This window comes from Streptomyces litmocidini, assembly GCF_014649755.1.
In the GTDB taxonomy this organism is placed as follows: domain Bacteria; phylum Actinomycetota; class Actinomycetes; order Streptomycetales; family Streptomycetaceae; genus Streptomyces; species Streptomyces litmocidini.
This window is the reverse complement of the sequence record NZ_BMTQ01000009.1, coordinates 63,126-83,918: the sequence shown is the minus strand read 5'-3', so window position 1 is coordinate 83,918 and position 20,793 is coordinate 63,126. Positions and strand designations below refer to the sequence as shown.

Here is a 20,793-nt window from a genome sequence, read left to right as displayed (position 1 = left end):
GTCGCCCGGCGCCCGGCGGCCGCCGCGCCTCCCGCCCGGGGCGCGGTGCCTCCGGGCGCCGGGCGCGGGACGCCCCGGGGACCGGCCGGGCGGCCGGGGCGGGCGGCGCGGCGGCGGGTCACCGGGCGTCCAGGCGGGACAGTTCGGCCGCGAGGACCCGGCCGATGGCATCGATGTGGCCGGGCTCCACGAGCTGGAGGTGCTGGGCGTCCACGGGGTGGTCGGCGACCGGCCCGGTGAGGTACGGCGCCCACAGCTCGGGGGTGGTCGCGCGGCCCACGGCGGCCTCCCGCCGCACCTCCGCGGTGGCCGTGAAGGTGAGCAGCCCGCCGTCGTACGTGCGGGGCGTCCAGCGCACCATCAGCTCGCCGTGGTAGCGGCAGGTGTCGATCATCGCGGCGAGCTCGGCCGGGGCCGCCGGGGCGGAGGCGCCCATCGCCGGGGCGAGCAGCCGCAGCAGCTCCTCCGGTTCCGGGACGCGGGTGCCGTCGGAGACGGCGGCGATGTCCTCCTCCGGCGCGCCCACCGCGTCGAGCAGGGCGCTCACCACGTCCGTCTCGCCGACCGGCGCCGCGTGGGCGCGCCGGTCGTGCTCGGTCGGCGGCACGCTGTCCATCAGGGCGACCAGGTCGACCCGCTCGCCCTGTTCGCGGAGCTGGACGGCCATCTCGTGGACGACGACGCCGCCGAAGGACCAGCCGAGGAGCCGGTACGGGCCGTGCGGCTGGATCTCCCGGATCCGCGCCGTGTACTCGGCGGCGAGGTCGCCGAGCGTGGCGGGGCGGGGCCGTCCGCAGGCCGGTCCGGCGCCCTGGAGGGCGTAGACCGGCTGGTCCGGGCCGAGGGCTCGCAGCAGCCCCACGTATCCGAAGCCGTCACCGACGACCGGGTGGACGCAGAAGAGCGGGGCGCGGGTGCCGTGGGCTCGCAGCGGCAGCACCGGTTCCCACGGCGCCGGGCCGTCGTCCGGTCCGGCGCCGCTGCCGGGGCCCTCGGCGAACCGGCTGTGCAGAGCCGGGTCCCCGGTGATCCGGGCGGCCAGCGCGGCGGCGGTCGGGTGGTCGAAGAGGGTACGGACGGCGAGGTCCACCCCGGTCTCCGCGCGGATCCGCTCCACGAGCCGGACCATCATCAGCGAGTGGCCGCCCAGCAGGAAGAAGTCGTCGTCGGGTCCGGCGCCGGGCACGTCCAGGATCTCGGCGAACAGCTCCGTCAGGGTGCGTTCCAGCGGCGTGGCGGGCTGCCGGGCGCCGCCCCCGGCCGAGGCGGGGGCGTCGTCCGGCTCGGGCAGCGCCGCCCGGTCCAGCTTGCCGTTGGGCGTGACGGGCAGCGCGTCGAGCGTGACGTACCCGGTGGGCACCATGTGCTCGGGGAGCCGGCCCCGCAGGTGCTCGCGGAGCTCCTCGGTGGCGGGTGCGGTGCCCGCGGGCACCACGTAGGCGACGATGCGGGGCGCGCCGTGCCGGTCCTCGCGGACCAGGACGACCCCGGCGGCGACGGCCGGGTGCTCGCCCAGCGCCGCCTCGATCTCGCCCAGTTCGATGCGGAAGCCGCGGACCTTGACCTGGCCGTCGACACGGCCGAGGTACTCGACCGCGCCGTCGGGCCGCCAGCGGGCGAGGTCGCCCGTGCGGTACATGCGGGAACCGGGCGGGCCGTACGGGTTGGCGACGAACCGCTCGGCGGTGAGCGCGGGGCGGCCCAGGTAGCCGTGGGCGAGCTGGACGCCGTCGAGGTACAGCTCGCCGACGACGCCGGGCGGGACGAGCTGGAGTTCCGCGTCGAGGATGTGGACGCGGGTGTTCCACACGGGGCGGCCGATGGGCACGGGGCGGCCGTCGTCGTCCTCGGGACGGCAGGTCCACGCGGTCACCTCGATGGCGGCCTCGGTGGGCCCGTACTGGTCGACCAGCCGGACGCCGGGCAGCACCTGGTGGAAGCGGCGGGCGGTGGCCGTCGTCAGGGCCTCGCCGCCGACGATGACCAGCCGCAGCGAGTCGCAGCGGCCCGCGTCGGGGTGCTGGAGGAAGGCGTCGAGCATGGAGGGGACGAACTGGGCGACGGTGACCCGCTCGGAGCGGATGAGGTCGCACAGGTACGCCGGGTCGCGGTGTCCCTCCGGGCGGGCGACGACCAGGGTGGCGCCGGTCGTCAGGGGCCAGAAGATCTCCCACACGGACACGTCGAAGCTGGACGGCGTCTTGTGGAGCACCCGGTCCCGGTCGGTGAGCAGGTACTGCTCCTGACCCCAGCGGAGCCGGTTGGTGACGGCGCCGTGCGGGACGACGACGCCCTTGGGGCGGCCCGTCGACCCGGAGGTGTAGATCACGTACGCGGGGTCGTCCGGGGCCGGTGCGGTGGGCGTCCCCCGTTCGCCGCCGTCAGCGGCGGGGCGCGGCGCGAGGAGGGCGACGCCGTCCGGGACGCGCAGCCGCTCCGCCTCGCCGGGCGCGGCGATCACGGCCGCGGGGCGGGCGTCCTCCAGCATGAACGCCAGCCGGTCGGCCGGGTAGTCGGGGTCGAGCGGCACGTAGGCGGCGCCCGTCCGGTGCACGGCGCACACGGCGGCCACCAGGTCCACGGAGCGGGGCACGGCGACGGCGACGACCGCGCCGGGTCCGGCGCCGAGCGCGGCGAGCCGACCGGCCAGTTCGTCGACGAGCGCGTCGAGTTCGGCGTACGTGGTCTCGCAGCCCTCGAAGACGACGGCCGTGGCGTCGGGGGTGCGGGCGAACTGCTCCTTGACGGACGCGGTGAGCGTGGTGGGCTCCAGTTCGCGGCGGGTGTCGTTCCACTTGTCGAGGACGAGGCGCCGCTCGTCGTCCGAGAGGAGCCCGATCCGGCCGATGCGCAGGTCCGGTTCGGCGGCGGCGGCGGTGAGCAGCCGGGTGAGCCGTTCGGCGAGGGACGCGGCCGTGGCGTCGTCGAACAGGTCGGTGCGGTACTCGACGGTGCCCCGCAGCGGGCCCTCCGTGCCGTCGTCGGCGCGTTCGGCGGCAAGTGTGACCGTCAGGTCGAACTTGGCGGGCGCGAGCTGCACGGTGAGCCGTCCGGCGGTGACGCCGGGGATGTCGAGCCGCACGTCGGCGCCCTGGTCCACCACGAGGGCCACCTGGAACAGCGGGTGCCGGCCGGGCTGCCGTTCGGGACCGACGAGGTCCACGAGCTGCTCGAACGGCAGGTCCTGGTGGGCGTAGGCGGCCACGTCGAGGTCGCGGACCCGGTCCAGCAGCTCCCGGAACGTCGGGTCGCCGGCCGTGTCGGTGCGCAGCACCAGCGTGTTGACGAAGAAGCCGACCAGGTCCTCCAGGGCGGCGTCGGTGCGGCCGGCGACCGGGGCGCCGAGGGGGATGTCCGTCCCGGCGCCGAGGCGGGTCAGCAGCGCGGCCAGGCCCGCCTGCACGGCCATGAAGAGGCTCGCGCCGCTCTCCCGCGCGAGCGCGGCGAGCGCCTGGTGGGTGTCCGCGCCGATCTCGACGGGCACGGTGCGGCCCTCGTGGCCGGTCTCGGGGGTGCGGCGGCGGTCGGCGGGCAACGGTATCTCGTCGGGCAGTCCGTCGAGCACGGCCCGCCAGTGGTCCCACTGGGCGGCGGCGAGCGTGCCCGGGGTGCGGGCGTCGCCGAGCAGGTCGTGCTGCCAGAGGGTGTAGTCGGCGTACTGGACGGGCAGGGGCGCCCAGTCGGGGGCGCCGCCCCCGGCGCGGGCCCGGTAGGCGGCGCTCAGGTCGGCGGCGAGCGGCTGGAGGGACCAGCCGTCGCAGGCGATGTGGTGGACGGTCAGCAGCAGGACGTGCCGGCCGGGGCCGAGCAGGTAGAGGCGGGCGCGCAGCGGCGGCCGGGACGCGAGGTCGAACGGGGCGGAGGCGGCGGAGCGCAGCTCCGCCTCCAGGGCGGCGCCCTCGGCTCGGGCGGGGTCCAGCGGGGCGATGTCCAGCAGGGACGGCAGTTCCGCCGGGTCGAGGACGCGCTGGTGGGGCACGCCGTCCCGGTCGGGGAAGACGGTGCGCAGCGCCTCGTGGCGGACGACGACGTCGTGCAGGGCGGCGCTCAGGGCGCCGATGTCGAGCGGGCCGTCGAGGCGCAGCGGCAGCGGGATGTGGTAGGCGGGGCTGTCGGTCTCCAGGCGCTGGAGGAACCACAGCCGGCGCTGGGCGTGCGACAGGGGCGTCTCGGCGGGGCGCCGCGCCGGGGCGAGCGCGGGGCGGCGTCCGCCGGGCGCGTCGAGGCGGCGGGCGAGTCCGGCGGGGGTGCGGGCTTCGAAGACGGCGCGGATGGGCAGTTCGGCGCCGGTGGCCGCGCGGACCCGGCTGACCAGCTGCATGGCGAGCAGTGAGTGGCCGCCCAGCCGGAAGAAGTCGTCGTCCGGGCCGGCCTCGGGCAGTCGCAGCACCTCGGCGAACAGGCGGCACAGGGCTGCCTCGCGCTCGTCGGCGGGCGGACGGCCGGGGCCGCCGGTGAGGCGCAGGTCCGGTTCGGGCAGGGCGCGCCGGTCGAGCTTGCCGCTGGCGGTGAGCGGCAGCCGGTCCACGTGGGCGTAGGCGGCGGGCAGCATGTAGGCGGGGAGTCGGGCGGCCAGGTGCTCGTGGAGCTCGGCGGCGCCGGGTGCCTGCCGGCCGGGCGCCGTGACGACGTGGGCGGCGAGGTACGGGTCGCCGTCCTCCTCGCCGCGCACGGTGACGGCTGCCTGGGCGACGGCGGGGTGGCCGGTGAGCTGTGCCTCGATCTCGCCGGGTTCGATGCGGAAGCCGCGGATCTTGACCTGCTCGTCGGCGCGGCCGAGGTATTCGACGTGGCCGTCGCGGCGGATCCGGGCGAGGTCGCCCGTGCGGTACATGCGGCTGCCGGGAGGGCCGTACGGGTCGGCGACGAATCGTTCCGCCGTGAGGGCGGGGGCACCGAGGTAGCCGCGGGCGAGCTGGGGTCCTGCCAGGTACAGCTCGCCGGGCACGCCGAGCGGGGCGGGCCGCAGCCGCTCGTCGAGGACGTACGCGCGGACGTTGTCGAGGGGCCGGCCGATGACCGGGGTGGGGCTGTCGCCCAGTTCGCAGCAGAGCGCGTCGACGGTGAACTCGGTGGGCCCGTAGTAGTTGTGGACGTCGGTCCCGGGGACGGCGGAGAGCCGCTCCCACAGCTCGGGGCCGACGGCCTCGCCGCCGAGCATCAGGGCGCGCGGCCGGTGGTGGTCGCCGTCGTCCAGCAGCCCGGCCGTCAGCAGGGCCTGCGCGTAGGTCGGCGTGAGGTCGAGGAAGTCGAGCCGTTCGCGCCGCACGTGGGCGACGAGCGCCTCGGGGTCGAGGCGGACCTCGTCGGTGAGGAGGTGCAGGCAGTGCCCTTCGAGGAGCCAGAAGAAGGGCTCCCAGGCGGTGTCGAAGGTGATGGAGGCGACCAGCCCGACGCGCAGCCGCGTGCCGTCGGCGGGCGCGTACCGGCCGACCATGCGGACGCGGTGGTGCTCCGCGAGGTGGGCGAGCGCCCGGTGCTCGACGGCGACGCCCTTGGGGGTGCCGGTGGAGCCGGAGGTGTGGATGACGTAGGCCGTGTCGGACGGGCCGGTGGGGGCGGCGCGGTCGGCCTCGGAGAGGTCGGTGTCCGGTTGGGCGGCGAGCGCCGCGCGGACGTCCGGGTCGTCCAGCGCGAGCACGGGGACCCCGGCGGGCAGCTGCCCGGAGGTGGCGGTGGTGGTGACGGCGCAGACCGGGCGGGCGGTCGCGGCGACGGCGGCGATCCGCTCGGCGGGCGTGTCGGGGGTGAGCGGGGCGAAGGCCGCGCCGGACTTGAGGACGGCGAGCAGGGAGACGACCAGCTCGGCGGTGCGGTCGAGGACGACGAGCACGGGCCGGTCGGGCGCGGCGCCGCGGCGGACCAGTTCGCGGGCGAGCCGGTTGGCGCGGGCGTTGAGCTCGCCGAAGGTGAGCCGGTCGGCTCCGGCGACGAGGGCGGGCGTGCCGGGTTCGGCGGCGGCGCGCTCCTCGAACGCCTGGTGGTAGGCGAGGGCGGGCACGTCGAGCGCGGGTCCGTCCCACAGCGCGGCGAGGGTGTCGCGCTCGTCGGCGGCGAGCAGGTCGACGGCGCCGATGAGCTGGTCGGGGTCGTCGGCGACCCGTTCGAGGAGCAGGGCGAGCCGCCGGGTGAGGGCTTCGGCCCCGGCCCGGTCGAACAGGTCGCTGCTGTACTCGACGAAGCAGGTCAGCCCGGCCGGTTCGCCGTCTGCGCCGCGGCGCTCCATGACGTTGAACGACAGGTCGAACTTGGCGCCGCCCGGGTCGGCCTCGACGACCTCGCAGGTGACGCCGGGCAGGGCGAGGGCGGCCTCGGGCAGGTTCTGGAAGGCCAGCATGACCTGGAACAGCGGGTGCCAGGCGAGGGAGCGCGGCGGGTTGAGGGCGGTGATGAGCCGCTCGATGGGCATGTCCTGGTGGGCGAAGCCCTGGAGGTCGGTACGGCGCACCCGCTTGAGCAGTTCGCGGAAGGTGGGGTCGCCGGAGGTGTCGATGCGCAGGACGAGCGGGTTGACGAAGTAGCCGACGACGTCGTCGTAGCGGGAGTCGCCGCGTCCGGCGGTGGGGCTGGCGATGGGCAGGTCGTCGCCCGCGCCGGACCGGCTGAGGACGGTGGCGAGCGCGGCCTGGACGACCATGAACAGGCTGACCCGGCACGACCGGGCGAGGGCGAGCAGGTCACGGTGGAGGGCGGCGGGGATCTCCCAGGGGAAGTAGTCGCCCTCGTGGGACATGACGGCGGGGCGCGGCCGGTCGGTGGGCAGCGGCAGGCAGTCGGGTATCCCGGCGAGCGCGTCCTTCCAGTACGCCAGCTGGTGGCTGATGCCGCTGTCGGGGTCGTCCAGGCTGCCGAGGCCGGCGTGCTGTGCGGTCGCGTACGCGGCGAAGTCCGCGGGAAGCGGCGCCCATGCGGGCGCGCGCCCCTCGGAGCGGGCCGTGTAGGCGGCGCTCAGGTCGCGGGCGAGCGGCGCCATCGACCAGCCGTCGCCCGCGATGTGGTGCTGGAGCATCAGGACCAGGTGGTCCTGGGGTCCGAGGACGAAGACCCGCATGCGCAGGGGCGGTTCGGCGGCCAGGTCGAAGCACTCGCGGCAGGCGGCGGCGATCAGCTCCGGGAGGTCCGCCTCGTCGGCGGGCCGGACCGTCAGCGGCACGGGAACGTCCCGGGGGTCCAGGACGCGCTGGTACGGGGTGCCGTCGCGTTCCGGGAAGACGGTCCGCAGGGCGGCGTGCCGGTCGATGACGTCCCCGAGCGCGTCGCGCAGGGCGTCGACGTCGAGTGGGCCCCTGAGGCGGAGCGCCACCGGCATGTTGTAGGAGGCGTCACCCTCCTGGAGCCGGTCGTTGAACCACAGCGCGAGCTGTGCGTAGGACAGCGGGATCTCGCCCGGCACGGTGCCTTCGCCCTGCACTTGCTGTTCCTCCCCGTGGACGCGGACGGCCCCTGGGGGCTGCCGCGTCAGGCCGTTGCGATGGGTCTGCGTCGTGGTGGTGCGTGGTGCGTGGTGCTGGTGGTGCGTGGCGCGTGGTGCGTGGTGCTTGCTGGTAACACGTGGCGCTGGTGATGCTTGGTGGCGCGGGTGGTGCCGTGATGCGGGTGGTGCCCTGGCGCCCCCGTGGTGCTCGGCGGCGCCGGGGCGGGCCGGGGAGCGGTCAGCCGGCGGTCCAGTGGTACGTCACGTCGGGCTCGTTCTCCTCGTTGCGGCTGCCGTCGTTCAGCTCGCCCGCGGTGAAGCCGTGCCGCTCGTAGAAGGCGCGGGCCTCGGTGTTCCGCTGGAAGACGTGGAGGGACAGCTTCTCCGGTGACGCCTCCCGCACGGTCTCCAGCAGTGCCGTGCCGATGCCCCGGCGCCGTACGTCGGGGTGCAGGTACAGGTGGTCGAGGACGGTGCCGTCGAGGGAGGCGAAGCCGACGATCTCCGTCGGGTCGCCCAGTTCGGCCACCCAGACGGTGGTGTCGGGCAGGACGACGGCCTCGATCCACGCGCGGGTCTGCTCGTCGCTGTAGAGGCGCGGCAGGTACGGCATGGTGGCGGTCCGGGAGGCGAGGAAGACCGCGGTGACGGCCTCGCCGTCGGCGGCGGTCGCCCGGCGGATGCGCGGGGTCTCCGGCTTCTCGACCCGGTCGGCGCCGTGCGGGACGGAGGAGGTCATGGGGACTCGTTTCTGTCGTGGCGGGCAAAGGGGTGTCGTCGGTGGTGCGGGAGCGGGCAGCCGGTGCTCAGACGGTGTGGACGCGGCTCGCGAAGGAGAGTCCCGCCGCGTCGGGGAGCCAGGTGAGGTCCTCGGGGCGCGGCCGTCTCAGCGCCCGCTCGGGGAGCCCCGCGTCCTGCGTCATGACGAGCACCCGCAGGGGCTTGCCGCCCCGGACGGTGAGGGTCACCTCGTGGCCGCCCGGCGAGGGTGCGGCGAACAGCAGCCCCCACTTCCACGGCGAGCCGGCGTGCGGACGGTTCTCCCCGCCGGGCAGGTCCTGCGTCCCGGCGGGCGCGTCGTTCAGGCGGGCGCCGACGACCTCGGTGGCGGAGGTGTCGACGTACAGGGCGAGCAGGACGGGCGTGCCGTTCGCGGCCTTCACGGAGAGGCGTACGGTCCGGGTGGCGCCGCTGCGCGTGTCGGAGACGGTCGTGACCTCCGGCCGGGAGACGGGGGCGACCGGCGCCTCGCCCGCCAGGAGGCCGCCGGGCGGGGCGGCGAGGGCGGGCGACCACGCCTCCAGCGCGTCGGTGCGGGAGGTGCCGGTGTGGGCGGTGACCCACGGGTGCGCGTCGGCGTCCTCGGACACCCAGTAGGCGCGGCCCCGGTCGGCGTCGAGCGCGTACATGAGGCTGACGGGCCGGGGGTGCTCGGCGTCGGCGCGGCCGGTGAGGGCGTTGGCGCCGACGAGCGCCGTCCCGGTGACCGCGACGGCCGCGCCGACCGCGACGACCCTCCGGCGCGGGGCGGTCCGCAGCAGCAGGGCCGCGAGGAGGGCCGGTACGGCGAGGCCGAGGGCCGCCAGGACGAGCGGCGCCGCGGCGGAGGCCAGCCCGAGGGTCGGGAAGAGCAGCACGACCAGCGGGGCGGTGACCGCGACGCCGGGCAGCCCGCCCAGCGCGAGGGCGGCCGCTCCCCACGGCGAGTCCTGCGGGGCGCGGACGGCGAGGAGCAGACCGGCGGCCCCGCCGAGGGCCGTCCACGTGAACACGTACGCGGCGCCGGGCAGCAGCACGGCGACGGGCACGGCCAGCAGCGCGGGCCACACGAGGACGCCGACGGCCGCCTCCGTCGCGGAGCCCCGGGCCGGCCGCGCCGTCCACACGGCCCACAGCCCGGTCACCGTGGCGGTGAGCAGCAGCAGTCCGGCGACGGCCGGGCCGGTGCGGTACGGGTCGCCGAGGTGGAACAGGGCGTAGTCGGGGCGGAGCAGCAGCAGGCCCTGCCAGGCGGCCCAGCCGAGCGCGGCGGCCGCGGCGAGGGTGAGCGGGAAGGTCAGCGCGGTCCGTACGACGGCACGGACGCGCAGGGCGCGGCGACGGCGGGCGTACCAGGCGGCCGCGGCGAGCGCGGCGGGCGCCAGCAGGGCCAGCGGCAGCACCGCCCCGGCGGGGTAGCGGACGAGCAGCGGGCCCACGTTGAACCAGGTCGCCTCGGGTGCCTCGGTGACCTCCCGGAGGTCCGCCGCGGACAGGGCGCGCACCGCGGACAGGGTGGTGTCGCCGAGGTCCTGGAGGCTGCCCGGGTCGAGGTGGGCGGCGTCGTCGCCGGGCCCGTGGTAGCGGGCGCTGCCGCCGATGACGGCGAAGTTCAGCCCGGTCATGCCGGCGGCGCGCAGCGGGGTCAGGTCGGTGTCGTGCGGCAGCAGCCGGTAGACCTCGTCGGACAGGGAGGTGGCCACGGGCGGGGCGTCGGCGAGGGCGTCGGCCAGGGCCGCGCTGTGGGCGCCCGTCTCGAACATGACGGCGCGTCCGCTGGTGCCCCGGGCCTCCAGGTTGACGACGACGTGCGGCTCCCGGGCGGCCGCTCCGAGGCTCCGCAGGTAGGAGCGGGCGCCGAGCTGGCCGGTCTCCTCCATGTCGGTGAGGAGCACCACCACGTCGTTGCGGGGGCGGGGCCCCTCGGTCAGGACGCGGGCGATCTCCAGCAGGGACGCCACGCCGAGGCCGTCGTCGGAGGCGCCGGGACCGGTGGGGACGGAGTCGGTGTGGGCGACCAGCAGCAGCCCGCCCGTGGAGGAGGTCCCCTTGATGGTGGCGGTGATGTTGTGGACGCGCCCGGCGAGGTGCGAGGAGTTCCGGCCGGGCAGCACCTCCGTCGCCTCGCTCTGCACGGGTGTCAGTCCCAGGCGCGTCAACTGCCCCCGCACATAAGCCCTTACGGCTTCGGCTTCCGGCGTTCCGGAGGGATGCGGGGCCCGCGCGAAATGCGGAACGTGGACCCGGGCGCGTTCGGCGGAGAAGTCGGAGGGTGCCGCATCGGCGCGTACGGGCGCCGGGACGGCGGACACGAGAATCGCGCTGCCGACGGCGGTCAGTACGAGCAGCAGAACAGCGACGAGCGCGTATACGCGCGACCTCATGAAGCCCCCGGAATCGACGAAGCGCCCTCGTGGGGGCTTGATCGATTCGAAACCTATCAGTGATCAAAGGGAGTTGAAAGGGGTTCACAAAAGGGCTTCACCTGCGGTTGGATGGCCGATGCACCTGGGATGACGCCACTGCGCCCCGGGGCCGCACCACGTTTTCAAAGGGGGAATTCACGGGTGAGCATCCCCGTAGTCCATTTCCAGGACGTCGTGAAGACCTACGGCACGGCGAACGCCCTCGACGGGCTCGATCTGGAGGTTCTCCCGGGCCGGTTCTTCGGACTGCTGGGACCGAACGGCGCCGGCAAGTCCACCACCATGCGCCTGATCACCGGGCAGAGCCGGGCCACCGGCGGCACGGTCGAGGTGCTGGGGCACGCCATGCCCGCGGCGTCACGGCGGGTCCGCTCGCTGCTCGGCGTCGTTCCGCAGGAGGACAACCTCGACATCGAGCTGACCGTCCGTCAGAACCTGGAGGTGTTCGCCCGTTTCAGCGCCCTGCCGCCCGCCGAGTGCGGCGCGGCGGTGGACCGGGCACTGGCGGCGGTGCGCCTCACGGACCGGGCGGACAGCCGCGTCGAGGCGCTGTCCGGCGGCATGCGGCGCAGACTGCTCCTCGCGCGGGGCATCCTCACGTCCCCGCGGCTGCTGCTCCTCGACGAGCCGACCGTGGGCCTGGACCCGCAGATCCGCCAGGACCTGTGGGACGTCATCGAGGCGCTGCGCGAGACCGGCACGACGGTGCTGATGTCCACGCACTACATCGAGGAGGCGGAGCGCCTCGCCGACGAGGTCGCCATCGTCTTCGCGGGCCGGCTGATCGCCCGGGGCACCCCGGCCGAGTTGCTGCGCGCCCACGCCGGGGCGCAGGCCGCCGAGTACCGCGGGGACGCCTCCCGCCGTACGGAGGTGGAGGCGCTCGTGACGGGGGCGGGGCTCACCAGCAGGCGCACCGGCCTGTCGGTGTCGGTGCTCCGCGCCGAGACGATGCCCGAGTCGCTGCGCGCCGAGCTGGGCGCGCCGGACGTGCTGCGGCCGACGACCCTGGAGGACGTCTTCGTGATGCTGACGGGCGAGCTGTTCGTCTGACCCGGAGGCCCGCCGCTCCTCCCGCGGCGCTCCACCGGCACCCCGCCGGTGCGCGGCGCCGTTCCGGCCCCGGTGCCGGCGGGCGCCCTGTCCTCCTCCACGCGGCGGCAGCCGTTCGCCGATCCTGGCCGACCAGAAGGGACCCACTCCATGTCGAGGGCCGCACCGGCTCCACCCGCGCGGCCGCCGGCCGGCGCGCCCGTGTCCGAGGGCGGCCCACCGGCCGCCCCGGCGCTGATGCCGTCGCTGCGCGCCGTGTGGCTGCGGGAACTCCTGCTGTTCAAACGCTACTGGCCGGCGATCACCTTCGGCTCGCTGGTCGAACCCCTGGTCTACATGGCCGGTTTCGGGCTGGGCTTCGGCCGCCTGGTCGACTCCGCCGAGGGCCGCCCGTACCCGCAGTTCCTGGGCATCGGCATGGTGGTGACCTCGGTCCTCTTCGCCTCCGCCTTCGCGGGCATGTTCGAGAGCTACAACAGGCGCTGCTACCAGCACCTGTACGACGCGGTGCTGAGCCGCCCCGTCGACGTGTGGGAGCTGGTCACGGCCGAGGCGTCGTGGATCGCCGTCAAGTCGTCCGCGTACAGCTCGGTACCGCTGCTCGTCACGGTCGCGATCGGTCTGCCGTTCACCCCGTCGCTGCTGCTCGTGCCGCTGATCACGCTGATGGCGGGGCTGGCGTTCGCCCTGTGCGGGATGTGGGTCTCCACCCTGGTCCCGGCCATCGACTGGTTGCGGCTCGTCGTGTCGGGCGTGCTCACCCCGCTGGTGATGGCCGCCGGGGTCTTCTTCCCGCTGACGGGGCTGGCCGGCTGGGTGCAGGTCGTCGCGGCGGTCAACCCCATCCACCACTGCATGCAGCTCGTCCGGCACGCCGCGTTCGGCACGCTCGGCGCCGTGGACCTGCTGCACCTGGCGGTACTCGCCGCCTTCACCGTCGCCGCGTGGTTCCTCGCCGTACGCGGGATGAGCCGCCGCCTCTTCGACTGACCGAGCCACCGACAGGAGCGCACGATGACCAACCCCTTCGACAGCGAGGACCGCACGTATGCCGTCCTCCGCAACGACCGCGCCGAGCACTCCCTGTGGCCGGTCGGCATCGAGGTCCCGGACGGCTGGAGGGTCGTCCACGAGGAGGACTCCCGCGCGTCCTGCCTCACCTGGATCGAGGCACACGCGTCCTGAACGCGCGTCGGCCCACGGTGAAGCCGCCCCTTCACCGTGGGCACCCGGAGACGGGGCTCTTGAGGGCAAGGCGAGTTCATCGGCCCGGGTGCTCAGGGAGGGACGCAAGGCGTCGAAGGCGTCGGGCGTGAGGGTGCCGATCGGCTTGCCGTCGAGCTGCCAGGCCGGGGCGGGGGTACTCCCCCGGTGGCAGAGGACCGTCGGGGCGATGTCGGTGACCTCGGCGTCGTAGCGGACCGAACCCGGGGCGAAGCCGGTGCCCTTGGCGATGACGAACGTCTGGCGCTCGGCGGGATGTTTCCGCCGTGACCTCCGCCGGGCGTGTGGCCGTGGTCGGCGGTGATGCCGGTCACCAGCGACTTGGCCGCTCGGTGACCGCAGTGGCGCCGGAGGACACCGCCTTGCCGCCCGCAGCGTGGGCGGAGGCGGCGAGCGGCAGCACCGCCACCACGACGGTGACCGCGGACGCTGCGTCCGGTCAGCCAGGACCTGAGGCGCCGCGGGCCCTCGATGGGGCTTTCGGCATGTTCCCCAACCTTATGGTCCGTTTCTCCGCTCATGTTCCATATTTACTCCTTTCCGATTCGCATCTGGCAAGCACGGGGAGGTGGCGATCCGGGCTCCGGAAGCGTCAGACCCTCGGCGCGTCGGCCAGGACCGGTTCCCCGCCCCGCGATTCAGCCGGGCGGGTACCGTCGCCGAGGTCGCCGTCCGGGGCGGATCAGTCGCGCTCGGTGAATCCGGCGCCCCGGCCGGGACCGGGCCGCACGGGGTCGGCCGGCCCGGAAGCCGAGCGGCTTCCGGGCCGGCCGAGGGCCGTCAGGAGGTGGTCAGCTGCTGGTTCGCCACCGTGCCGCAGGCGTACTGGACGACCTGGGCGCCGTTCGCCGTGGAGGCGCCGCTCACGTCCAGGCACTTGCCGCTGTGGCGGGCCAGCAGGGTGATGAAGCCGTCGGCCGACCTGAGCACCGACCACTGCTGGTTGCTGCCGCCGTTGCAGCCGTACTGGAAGACGACCGCGCCGTCGGACGTCGACTCGTTGGTGACGTCGAGGCACTTGCCGCTGTGCCGGGCGACGACGTTTACGTAGCCACCACCCACAGGACGCATGGACCACTGCTGGTTGGTCGCGCCGCCACAGGTGTACTGGACGACCTGGGCGCCGTCCGCCGTGGAGGCGCCGCTCACGTCCAGGCACTTGCCGCTGTGGCGCATGCGCAGGGGCGTCCAGGTGTCCGCGGCCACGGAACGGAAGGTCCAGGACTGGTTGGACCCGGTCGTCGGACGGTAGACGCCCACGGGCGCGCCGTCGCTGGTGGACCGGCCGCCGACGTCCAGGAGCTTGCCGCTCGCGCTGTTGACGAGGGTGTGGTGCCCCTCCCCCGTGGTGGACAGCATCCAGGTCTGCTCGGCGGAGGTGCCCGGGGTCACCAGGGCGAGGGCGTCGCCCTGGGCCGCGAGCGCCTTGCCGTTGGCGACGCTCGTGATGCGGTAGGTCGCGGTGTTGCCCCAGTCGGCCGTGGCGAGCTTGGTGAACTTCCACTGCTGCGCCGCGGTGCCGGGGCTGGAAGTGCGCTGGACCAGCGTGCTCTGGCCGTTGCTCGTGGAGACGGCCAGGGCCTTGCCGCTGTTGTCGTTGAGCAGCTGACGCGCGGCGCCGGTGGGAGCCGTGGTGTCGGAGACGTTCACGCCCGTCGCGCCGGGCAGGACGAAGGTGGTGACGGAGCCCGCGCCCACGGTCGCGGTGAGCGTCTTGCCGGCCGGGGTCAGGTCGCTCTCGCGCTGCAGGTTCTTGGTGCCGTCGGTGGTGTAGCGCTCGACGGCCCCCGTGCCCACGTTCTGGAATCCGGCGAGGTTCAGGGTGAGCCGCTGGGGCGCACCGGTGGGGTTGGTGTGGACGACGACCGCGCCCTGACCGGCCGGTCGCAGGGCGGCGAAGGTGTCGGCGTCGTCGGTGTTGATGACGCGGGCCCCCGGGCGGACGAACCGGGTGTAGTTCGCCATCGCCCAGTACTTCTTGTTCTTGCGCAGGGGCTCGGTGGCCGCGTCGGCCGGGGTGAAGTCGGTCTGGATGAGGCCCCAGTTGGAGTTCTCGTGCGCCGGGGTCATGTTCTCGTAGTCCTCGACGGCCTGCCACAGGACCCAGGCACGGGGCTCCAGTTCGCGGAAGTCCTCGTTGACGTGCTGGGTGAGGTCGAGGGCGGGGCTCATGTCGGTGAAGCTCTGTCCGACGCTTCCGCCGAGGTCCACCTCGGACATCCACAGCGGGGTGGCCGCTCCCTTGGCGATGTCACGGACACCGGTGCGGCCGTTGGTGCCGTACGTGTGGGTGTTGAGCCTGCCGATCGCGGACTTGACCGCCGGATCGTAGGTGTCCCAGTTGCTGCGGAAGACGTCGGGGTTGGTCTCGTCCATGGCGGCGAGGGGAGTGGTGATGCCGTCGGCGTTCAGCCGGGCCCGCATGGTGGTGAGCATGCGCGCCTGGGAGGCGGGGTCCCAGTGCGAGCCCTCCTGCCGTCCGCCGGCGTGCCAGTAGTCGGTGCCCGGTTCGTTGATCGGGGAAAGGGAGTCGAAGGTGACGCCGGTGGTGCTCTGCACCCGCTGGAGGGCGCCGGAGAGGTACGCGGCGAACCGGTCGTACTGGTCGGAGCGGAGGTTGTCCTGCCAGCCGTTGGTCGCGCCCGAGACCAGGCCGCTGTTGGTCATGAAGTACGGCGCGGAATTGGAGAAGGCCTCGAAGGTGGTGGCGCCGTGCGCCTTGGCGGCGGTGAGCCACCAGCGCTGGTTGGCGTCGGCGTTCGGGTTCCAGTGCGTGGGGTCGTTCGGGTCCCACCAGTCGGGGGACTCGGGCCCGGGCCGGTTCCACCAGCCGGGGACGGCCGCGCCGGGCCGCATGTAGGGAGCGGTCTCGGGGCTGTCGCCGCCGCCGATGTTGTAGCGGGCGATGGTGAAGCCGAGGCCGTCGGCGCCGTAGAGGGCGTCCGCGAGCGCGTTGCGCTGGGCGTCGGGCCAGCCGCCGGTCACGTTGGCGAACCAGGCGAGGGCGGTGCCCCAGCCCTGGAACGGCTGCTGCTGGTAGCTGGGGTCGGGGCGGACGGTCACCGCCTGCTCGGTGCTCTCGGCCGCCGCCACGGAGGCCAGGGGCGTGAGGCCGGTCGTGAGGAGCGCGGCCACGGCGGCGGCGCCCAGGAGCGCGCCGCTTCTGGGCGTACGGGTCGGGGGGCGTTCACGAGTGGGGCGCATGGTCGGTCTCCCTGAGGTGGTCGCCGGTCGCCGAGAGTGCCGCGGGCGCCGGGCCGGCGTGGCTGGTGGTGCGGGACGCGTGGTCATGGAGGGGGCAGGCCCCGAGGGGGGCGGGGCCTGCCCCGTGCGGTCCGGGCGGCGGTCAGACAGCCGTGCGGAGCCACTTCTGGTTGGCGGCGCCGGTGTTGCAGGTCCACTGGATGAGCGGCGTGCCGTCGCTCGTGGACGTGTTGGTGACGTCGAGGCACTTGCCGCTCTGGACGGCGGCCAGCTGCACGGTGCTGCTGGTGCCGATCACGTTCCACCGCTGGGCGGTCGTGCCGTCACAGGTGTACTGGACGATCGCGGCGCCGTCGGCGGTCGACCCGTCCCGTGCGGCCAGGCACTTGCCGCTGTAGCGGGCCACGATCTGCGCCTGGCCGTTGCCGGCGGACTTGAGCCAGAACTCCTGGTTGACGCTGCGGTTGCCGCAGGTCCACTGGATGAGGGCGGCGCCGTCCGCGGTGGAGCGGTCCGCCACGTCCGCGCACTTGCCGCTGTGCGAGGCGGTCAGCGTCTCCCACGTTCCGAGGCCCTGCACCGTCCCGGCAGCCGTGTCCACGGTGATCTGCGGGTAGTAGTCCATGGTCATGGTGGTCTTGGTGGGGAACTTCAGCGGGAGCCAGACGTACTGGGAGTCCTGCACCATGCCGCCCATGGAGTTGCCCCAGCGGTCGCCCATGTAGAGGTAACTCGTCCCGCTGGTGCCCTGCACCGGCAGGACGTAGGCCGTCTGCGAGCCGTAGGTGTTCCAGTCACCGACGTTCTTCAGACCGCTCCAGGTGCCGGTGACGCTGGTGGCGGTGCCGTACATCTGCTGGTTGGGCGCCCAGCCGGTCGCGCCGGAGGTCAGCAGGAAGTAGACGCCGTTGCGCTTGAACATCGCCGGGGCTTCCCGCGACTGACCCGCCCACAGCTTCTGCACCTGCGCGGCGACGTTCGTGTAGTCGGCGGTGAGGCGGTAGACGTGCAGGTCGGCGTTCTCATTGGCCGCGGAGATCATGTAACCGGTGCCGTCGGTGTCGACGAACGTGGTGATGTCCCGCGACATGTGCCCCAGCGGACGGAAGCTGCCCCGCCAGGAGTAGTTCCCGTCCACGGTCGAGGAGACCGCCACCGCGGCCCGCGCCTCGGAGTAGTCCGTGGCGCTTCCCTCCTTGTGCATCCACATCACGAACTGCCCGGTCGAGGCGTTGTACATGACCTTCGGCCGCTCGATGTTCGCGCCCTGCAGCTCCGGATCCGTCGCCTGGCTCAGCACGTGGTTGCGGAACTCCCACGTCTTCAGATCGGTGGAACGGTAGGCCGACACGTACCGGAAGCTGTTGTCGGCGTTGCGGTCCTCACCGAACCAGTAGTAGTAGGAGCCCACCTTCACCACCCCACCGCCGTGGGCGTGGACGGGATTGCCCGCCGGATCGGTGAACCGGGTGGCGTTGTCGATGGTCACCGACACGGCATGAGCCGTGCCCGTGGCACCGAAGAAGGACAGGAGAACGGCACAGAGTGCGGTGAGCACGGTGGCCGTCCCCGAGGATGTGCGTCGCATGATCGCGTACCTCGTGATCTGGGGGGAGTGAAATGTCTGGTGTGGCGAATGGGGCAGGCGTGGACGCACCTCCGGTGCGGGGCGCCTGCGGATGCGGGGTGTGCCGGCGAGACCGCGTGCCGGGCGGAAGGTGGCCGCCGGGTGGGGTCCGGCGCCACCGACGGAAGGTGACCGCCGCGTTACAGCGAGATGTCACCTTGCCGTGTTCACGTTAACTTGAGCGCTCGGGACGAGAGTTTGAGGAGGGCGACGGGGACTGTCAAGGATTCGGACAAGACTCGGCGAAGTTGACCGATCGGCGATGTTTACGCCAACATGCCGTTGGGCGACCTCTTCCTGCAGGCGTCCCTCGACGTCTCCCGGCGGGAGTTCGCACGCATGGTCACGGACGACAGAACGCCATCGCCCGGTCCGCCCCGACGGCCGAACGCTCGACGGCACCCGCGCGTCCGGCGCGATCGCCGACACCGCTCGCAAGGCCGGCTTCTCGGTGAGCTTCACGGGCGTACGCGCTCGGACCGAGGCTGCTGCGCGCCCGGCGCTCCAGCGCCCGGCGCCGCGGTCGTCGACGGCGCCGTGCCGGTCGGGTCGCGGCTGCTCGGCGTCCCTCGCCGCGCCTCCCCTCGTTCACGCCGGCCGACCCGGTCCGTCGGTGGCGCCGGGACCCACACCCTGAGCCGCCGACATGCGGCCGGAGCCGAGAGGAGGGGCACGCGGCCGGGCCCGACCCGTGATCACGCACTCGGCGCCGCCGTGGCGGCCTCGCCCGGCCGACGGCAGCCGGGTCCGACGGGTACCAGCGCGAGAAGCCGGCCCACCCGGACCCGTCATCCACGGTGCTGCCGGACGGCAGGCACGAACCGCGCTCGTGGTCGTCGCGGCAGGGCGCGGCGCCGCACTCCCCGGGCCCCGCCGCAACGGGGCGGTCGCCGCGCCGCGATCAGCGCCCGTCGAAGAGGTGCGCCAACCGTGTCGAGGTCAGCCTCATGCGGTCGAATCGGACAGTGCAGCCCTGCCCCACCGGAGACTGGACTTCGATGCCGACGCGCAGATCCGTCACGGGTCCCAGACCGAACTGGCGCGCCAATCGCCAGGAACTTCCGTCGAGCGACACGTGGAAGGCGAAGCCGTCGTCGATGCGGCTGATGCGCAGCCATGCCGAACCGCTGTCGAGGGTCCACCCCACCGCGTCGTCCGAGAGTCCCCGGGTGACCACGGAATACACGGTGGGCCGGCCGTCGGGCGACTGTTCGAGATTGAGTTTGGCCCAGGTGTCCGATGCGGACCAGATGACCACGGCTCCGGCGTCCCAGGGCGCCTGGAAGCCGACGCTGACGCGGGCCGAGAACTGCCAGTCCCCCTCGGGAGGGACGAGGAGGGCACGGGCCGCGTCGTTTCTGATCCCACCGGTCAAGGGATCGGCGAAGACGTCGGTGCCGGCGCCTGCTCCCACCGTCAGCACCTCGCCGTCGAGCGTCAGCGAAGCGGGGCGGACCGGCCAGTGCCGGGGGTGGGCGAGGATGGGTTCCAAGGTCATGTCGTTCACTCCGATGTCGACGGCGAGCCCGTTCGAGAAGCGACCGGGAAGATCCGAGAGGTGATCCGAAAGTCCGGGTGGCGGCCCCGTCGGTCCGGCCCGGCCACGCCTCCCTGGCCCGCCCCTGACGGCCCTGCGCCAGGGCTTCGAGGCGTTCGGCGAGCACTGCCGCTCGCCCCGGACCGAAAGCCGTACGAGCGGGCCTCGACGCAAGGCGGTGGCACCCGCCCTCGTGGTGGTCCGAGCGCGGCTCCGCCGCGTCCGGCCGTCAAGCCCTGAGGTCCGCGCGCGCTTCTCCCGCCCGCGCCCCTTTCGCCCCCGGCCCGTCCGGCCCTCCTGCCGGCCCTTTTCCGTGGCACCCGGCCGACGCGGCTCTCCCGGCGCCCCTCTTCTTCCCCGGGCCGGTCCTTCCCCGGGCGTGCGGTCCCAGCACTCAGCGCTCCTGTCCGTGCGCGCCGGGGGGCGCCGTGCTGCTCCGTTCGACGAGGGTGGTCGCCACGAGCCGTACCCCCGTCACCGTCTCGCCGGCCAGCTCCTGCAGGACGGCGTCGACGCACAGGGCTCCGACCTGTGCGAAGTCCTGGTGGACCGTGGTCAGGGGCGGGATGAAGGAGGCCGCCTCGGGGATGTCGTCGAAGCCGACGACGCTGACGTCCTCGGGGACGCGCACGCCGCGTTCGTGGAAGGCCCGCAGCACGCCGAGGGCCATCTGGTCGTTGGCCACGAAGACCGCCGTGCAGGAATCCTCGTCGGCGAGCCTGAGACCCGCCTCGTAACCCGACTCGGGGGTCCAGTCGCCGTGCAGCACGGGAGGCACCGTGCGCCCCTCCTCGCGCAGCGCCGCCTCCCACGCCTCGGCACGACGGCCCGCGGCGAAGGACTCCTCGGGCCCCGCGACGTGCCACACCGTGGAGTGGCCGAGGTCGAGCAGGTGCCGCACCGCGGAGCGGGCGCCCTGCCGCTGGTCCGTGTCCACCACCGGGAAGCGCCCCGTGGCGTCCGAGTCCACCACGACCGCCTTGACGTGCGGCGGCAGGGTGAGGGCGGCGGCGTCGAGCAGGTGCACCTCCATGATCAGCACGACGGCGTCGACGGCCAGCTCGTCGAGGCGGGTGAAGGCCCCCTTGACGTTGTCCTGCGTGGGGGCGTCGAGCGGGATGAGGGTGACCGCGTAGCCGGCGCGGGACGCCGAGCTGGCGACGGCGTCCAGGGTCCGGACGTTGCCGGTGCTGGTGAGCCCCCTGATGATGACGCCTATGGCTCGAAAGTCCCCCCGCTTGAGGGCGCGAGCCGCGCTGTTGGGGCGGTATCCCAGCTCCTTCATCGCGTCGAGGACCTTCTTGCGCGTCGCCTCGACGACGGCCGCGTCCCCATTGGACACGCGGGACACCGTCTGCGAGGAGACCCCTGCCCGTTGGGCGACGTCCGCCATGGAGACACGGCGCGGCCTGCCCCTCGCTCCCCGTCGGCCGTCGTTCACGGCCACCGACCGGCCGGTCGCGTTCTGCTCGGTCACCCGATTCCCTCCCATTCGCTGCCAGTTCGTGCTTGACGCCCCCCAGCGGGAATGTCACCATCACCTTACCGA

At 73.9% G+C, this 20,793-nt stretch carries 10 protein-coding genes; 3 read left to right on the top strand and 7 right to left on the bottom strand.

Going from position 1 to position 20,793, the window contains the following annotated elements; translation table 11 throughout:
• Positions 1–118: 118 nt before the first annotated feature.
• The 3 genes from IE180_RS20470 to IE180_RS20460 all read right to left on the bottom strand — a co-directional run bounded on the left by IE180_RS20470 (position 119) and on the right by IE180_RS20460 (position 10,557).
• Positions 119–7,411 carry a non-ribosomal peptide synthetase gene (locus tag IE180_RS20470; RefSeq protein WP_190158361.1) on the bottom strand — a complete coding sequence of 2,431 codons (7,293 nt, stop codon included), beginning with the start codon at positions 7,409–7,411 and terminating at the stop codon, positions 119–121.
• Between the two features lie 241 nt (positions 7,412–7,652).
• A complete protein-coding gene (locus IE180_RS20465) occupies positions 7,653–8,153 on the bottom strand; it encodes a GNAT family N-acetyltransferase (RefSeq protein ID WP_190158360.1) in 501 nt (166 codons plus the stop codon).
• 67 nt (positions 8,154–8,220) lie between these two features.
• Positions 8,221–10,557 carry a M20/M25/M40 family metallo-hydrolase gene (locus IE180_RS20460; RefSeq protein ID WP_190158359.1) on the bottom strand — a complete coding sequence of 779 codons (2,337 nt, stop codon included), beginning with the start codon at positions 10,555–10,557 and terminating at the stop codon, positions 8,221–8,223.
• A 183-nt stretch (positions 10,558–10,740) separates the two neighbouring features.
• Between IE180_RS20460 and IE180_RS20455 the strand changes: the two genes are divergently transcribed.
• From IE180_RS20455 to IE180_RS20445, 3 genes are all read left to right on the top strand, one after another.
• The gene (locus tag IE180_RS20455; protein ID WP_229860671.1) at positions 10,741–11,652 is read left to right on the top strand and encodes an ABC transporter ATP-binding protein; all 912 of its coding nucleotides are present in this window, start codon (positions 10,741–10,743) and stop codon (positions 11,650–11,652) included.
• A gap of 150 nt (positions 11,653–11,802) precedes the next feature.
• Positions 11,803–12,642 (top strand): ABC transporter permease, encoded by an 840-nt coding sequence (locus IE180_RS20450; protein WP_190158357.1) that lies wholly within the window; start codon positions 11,803–11,805, stop codon positions 12,640–12,642.
• A gap of 24 nt (positions 12,643–12,666) precedes the next feature.
• Positions 12,667–12,837 (top strand): MbtH family protein, encoded by a 171-nt coding sequence (locus IE180_RS20445; RefSeq protein ID WP_190158356.1) that lies wholly within the window; start codon positions 12,667–12,669, stop codon positions 12,835–12,837.
• Between the two features lie 819 nt (positions 12,838–13,656).
• Here the strand turns inward: IE180_RS20445 and IE180_RS20440 are convergent.
• From IE180_RS20440 to IE180_RS20425, 4 genes are all read right to left on the bottom strand, one after another.
• Complete coding sequence (locus IE180_RS20440) at positions 13,657–16,080, bottom strand: RICIN domain-containing protein (protein WP_190158355.1); 2,424 nt, start codon at positions 16,078–16,080, stop codon at positions 13,657–13,659.
• A gap of 142 nt (positions 16,081–16,222) precedes the next feature.
• A complete protein-coding gene (locus tag IE180_RS20435; protein ID WP_190158354.1) occupies positions 16,223–17,668 on the bottom strand; it encodes an RICIN domain-containing protein in 1,446 nt (481 codons plus the stop codon).
• A 940-nt stretch (positions 17,669–18,608) separates the two neighbouring features.
• Positions 18,609–19,205 (bottom strand): DUF1349 domain-containing protein, encoded by a 597-nt coding sequence (locus tag IE180_RS20430; RefSeq protein WP_190158353.1) that lies wholly within the window; start codon positions 19,203–19,205, stop codon positions 18,609–18,611.
• A 433-nt stretch (positions 19,206–19,638) separates the two neighbouring features.
• Positions 19,639–20,637, bottom strand: a complete 999-nt coding sequence (locus IE180_RS20425; protein WP_190158508.1) for a LacI family DNA-binding transcriptional regulator — start codon at positions 20,635–20,637, stop codon at positions 19,639–19,641.
• Positions 20,638–20,793 lie beyond the last annotated feature (156 nt).

Bases quoted from the DNA above. Each gene is read 5' to 3' on its own strand.
- IE180_RS20465 (WP_190158360.1), bottom strand. From the start codon at position 8,153: ATGACCTCCTCCGTCCCGCACGGCGCCGACCGGGTCGAGAAGCCGGAG.
- IE180_RS20460 (WP_190158359.1), bottom strand. From the start codon at position 10,557: ATGAGGTCGCGCGTATACGCGCTCGTCGCTGTTCTGCTGCTCGTACTG.
- IE180_RS20450 (WP_190158357.1), top strand. From the start codon at position 11,803: ATGTCGAGGGCCGCACCGGCTCCACCCGCGCGGCCGCCGGCCGGCGCG.
- IE180_RS20445 (WP_190158356.1), top strand. From the start codon at position 12,667: ATGACCAACCCCTTCGACAGCGAGGACCGCACGTATGCCGTCCTCCGC.
- IE180_RS20440 (WP_190158355.1), bottom strand. From the start codon at position 16,080: ATGCGCCCCACTCGTGAACGCCCCCCGACCCGTACGCCCAGAAGCGGC.
- IE180_RS20435 (WP_190158354.1), bottom strand. From the start codon at position 17,668: ATGCGACGCACATCCTCGGGGACGGCCACCGTGCTCACCGCACTCTGT.
- IE180_RS20430 (WP_190158353.1), bottom strand. From the start codon at position 19,205: ATGACCTTGGAACCCATCCTCGCCCACCCCCGGCACTGGCCGGTCCGC.
- IE180_RS20425 (WP_190158508.1), bottom strand. From the start codon at position 20,637: ATGGCGGACGTCGCCCAACGGGCAGGGGTCTCCTCGCAGACGGTGTCC.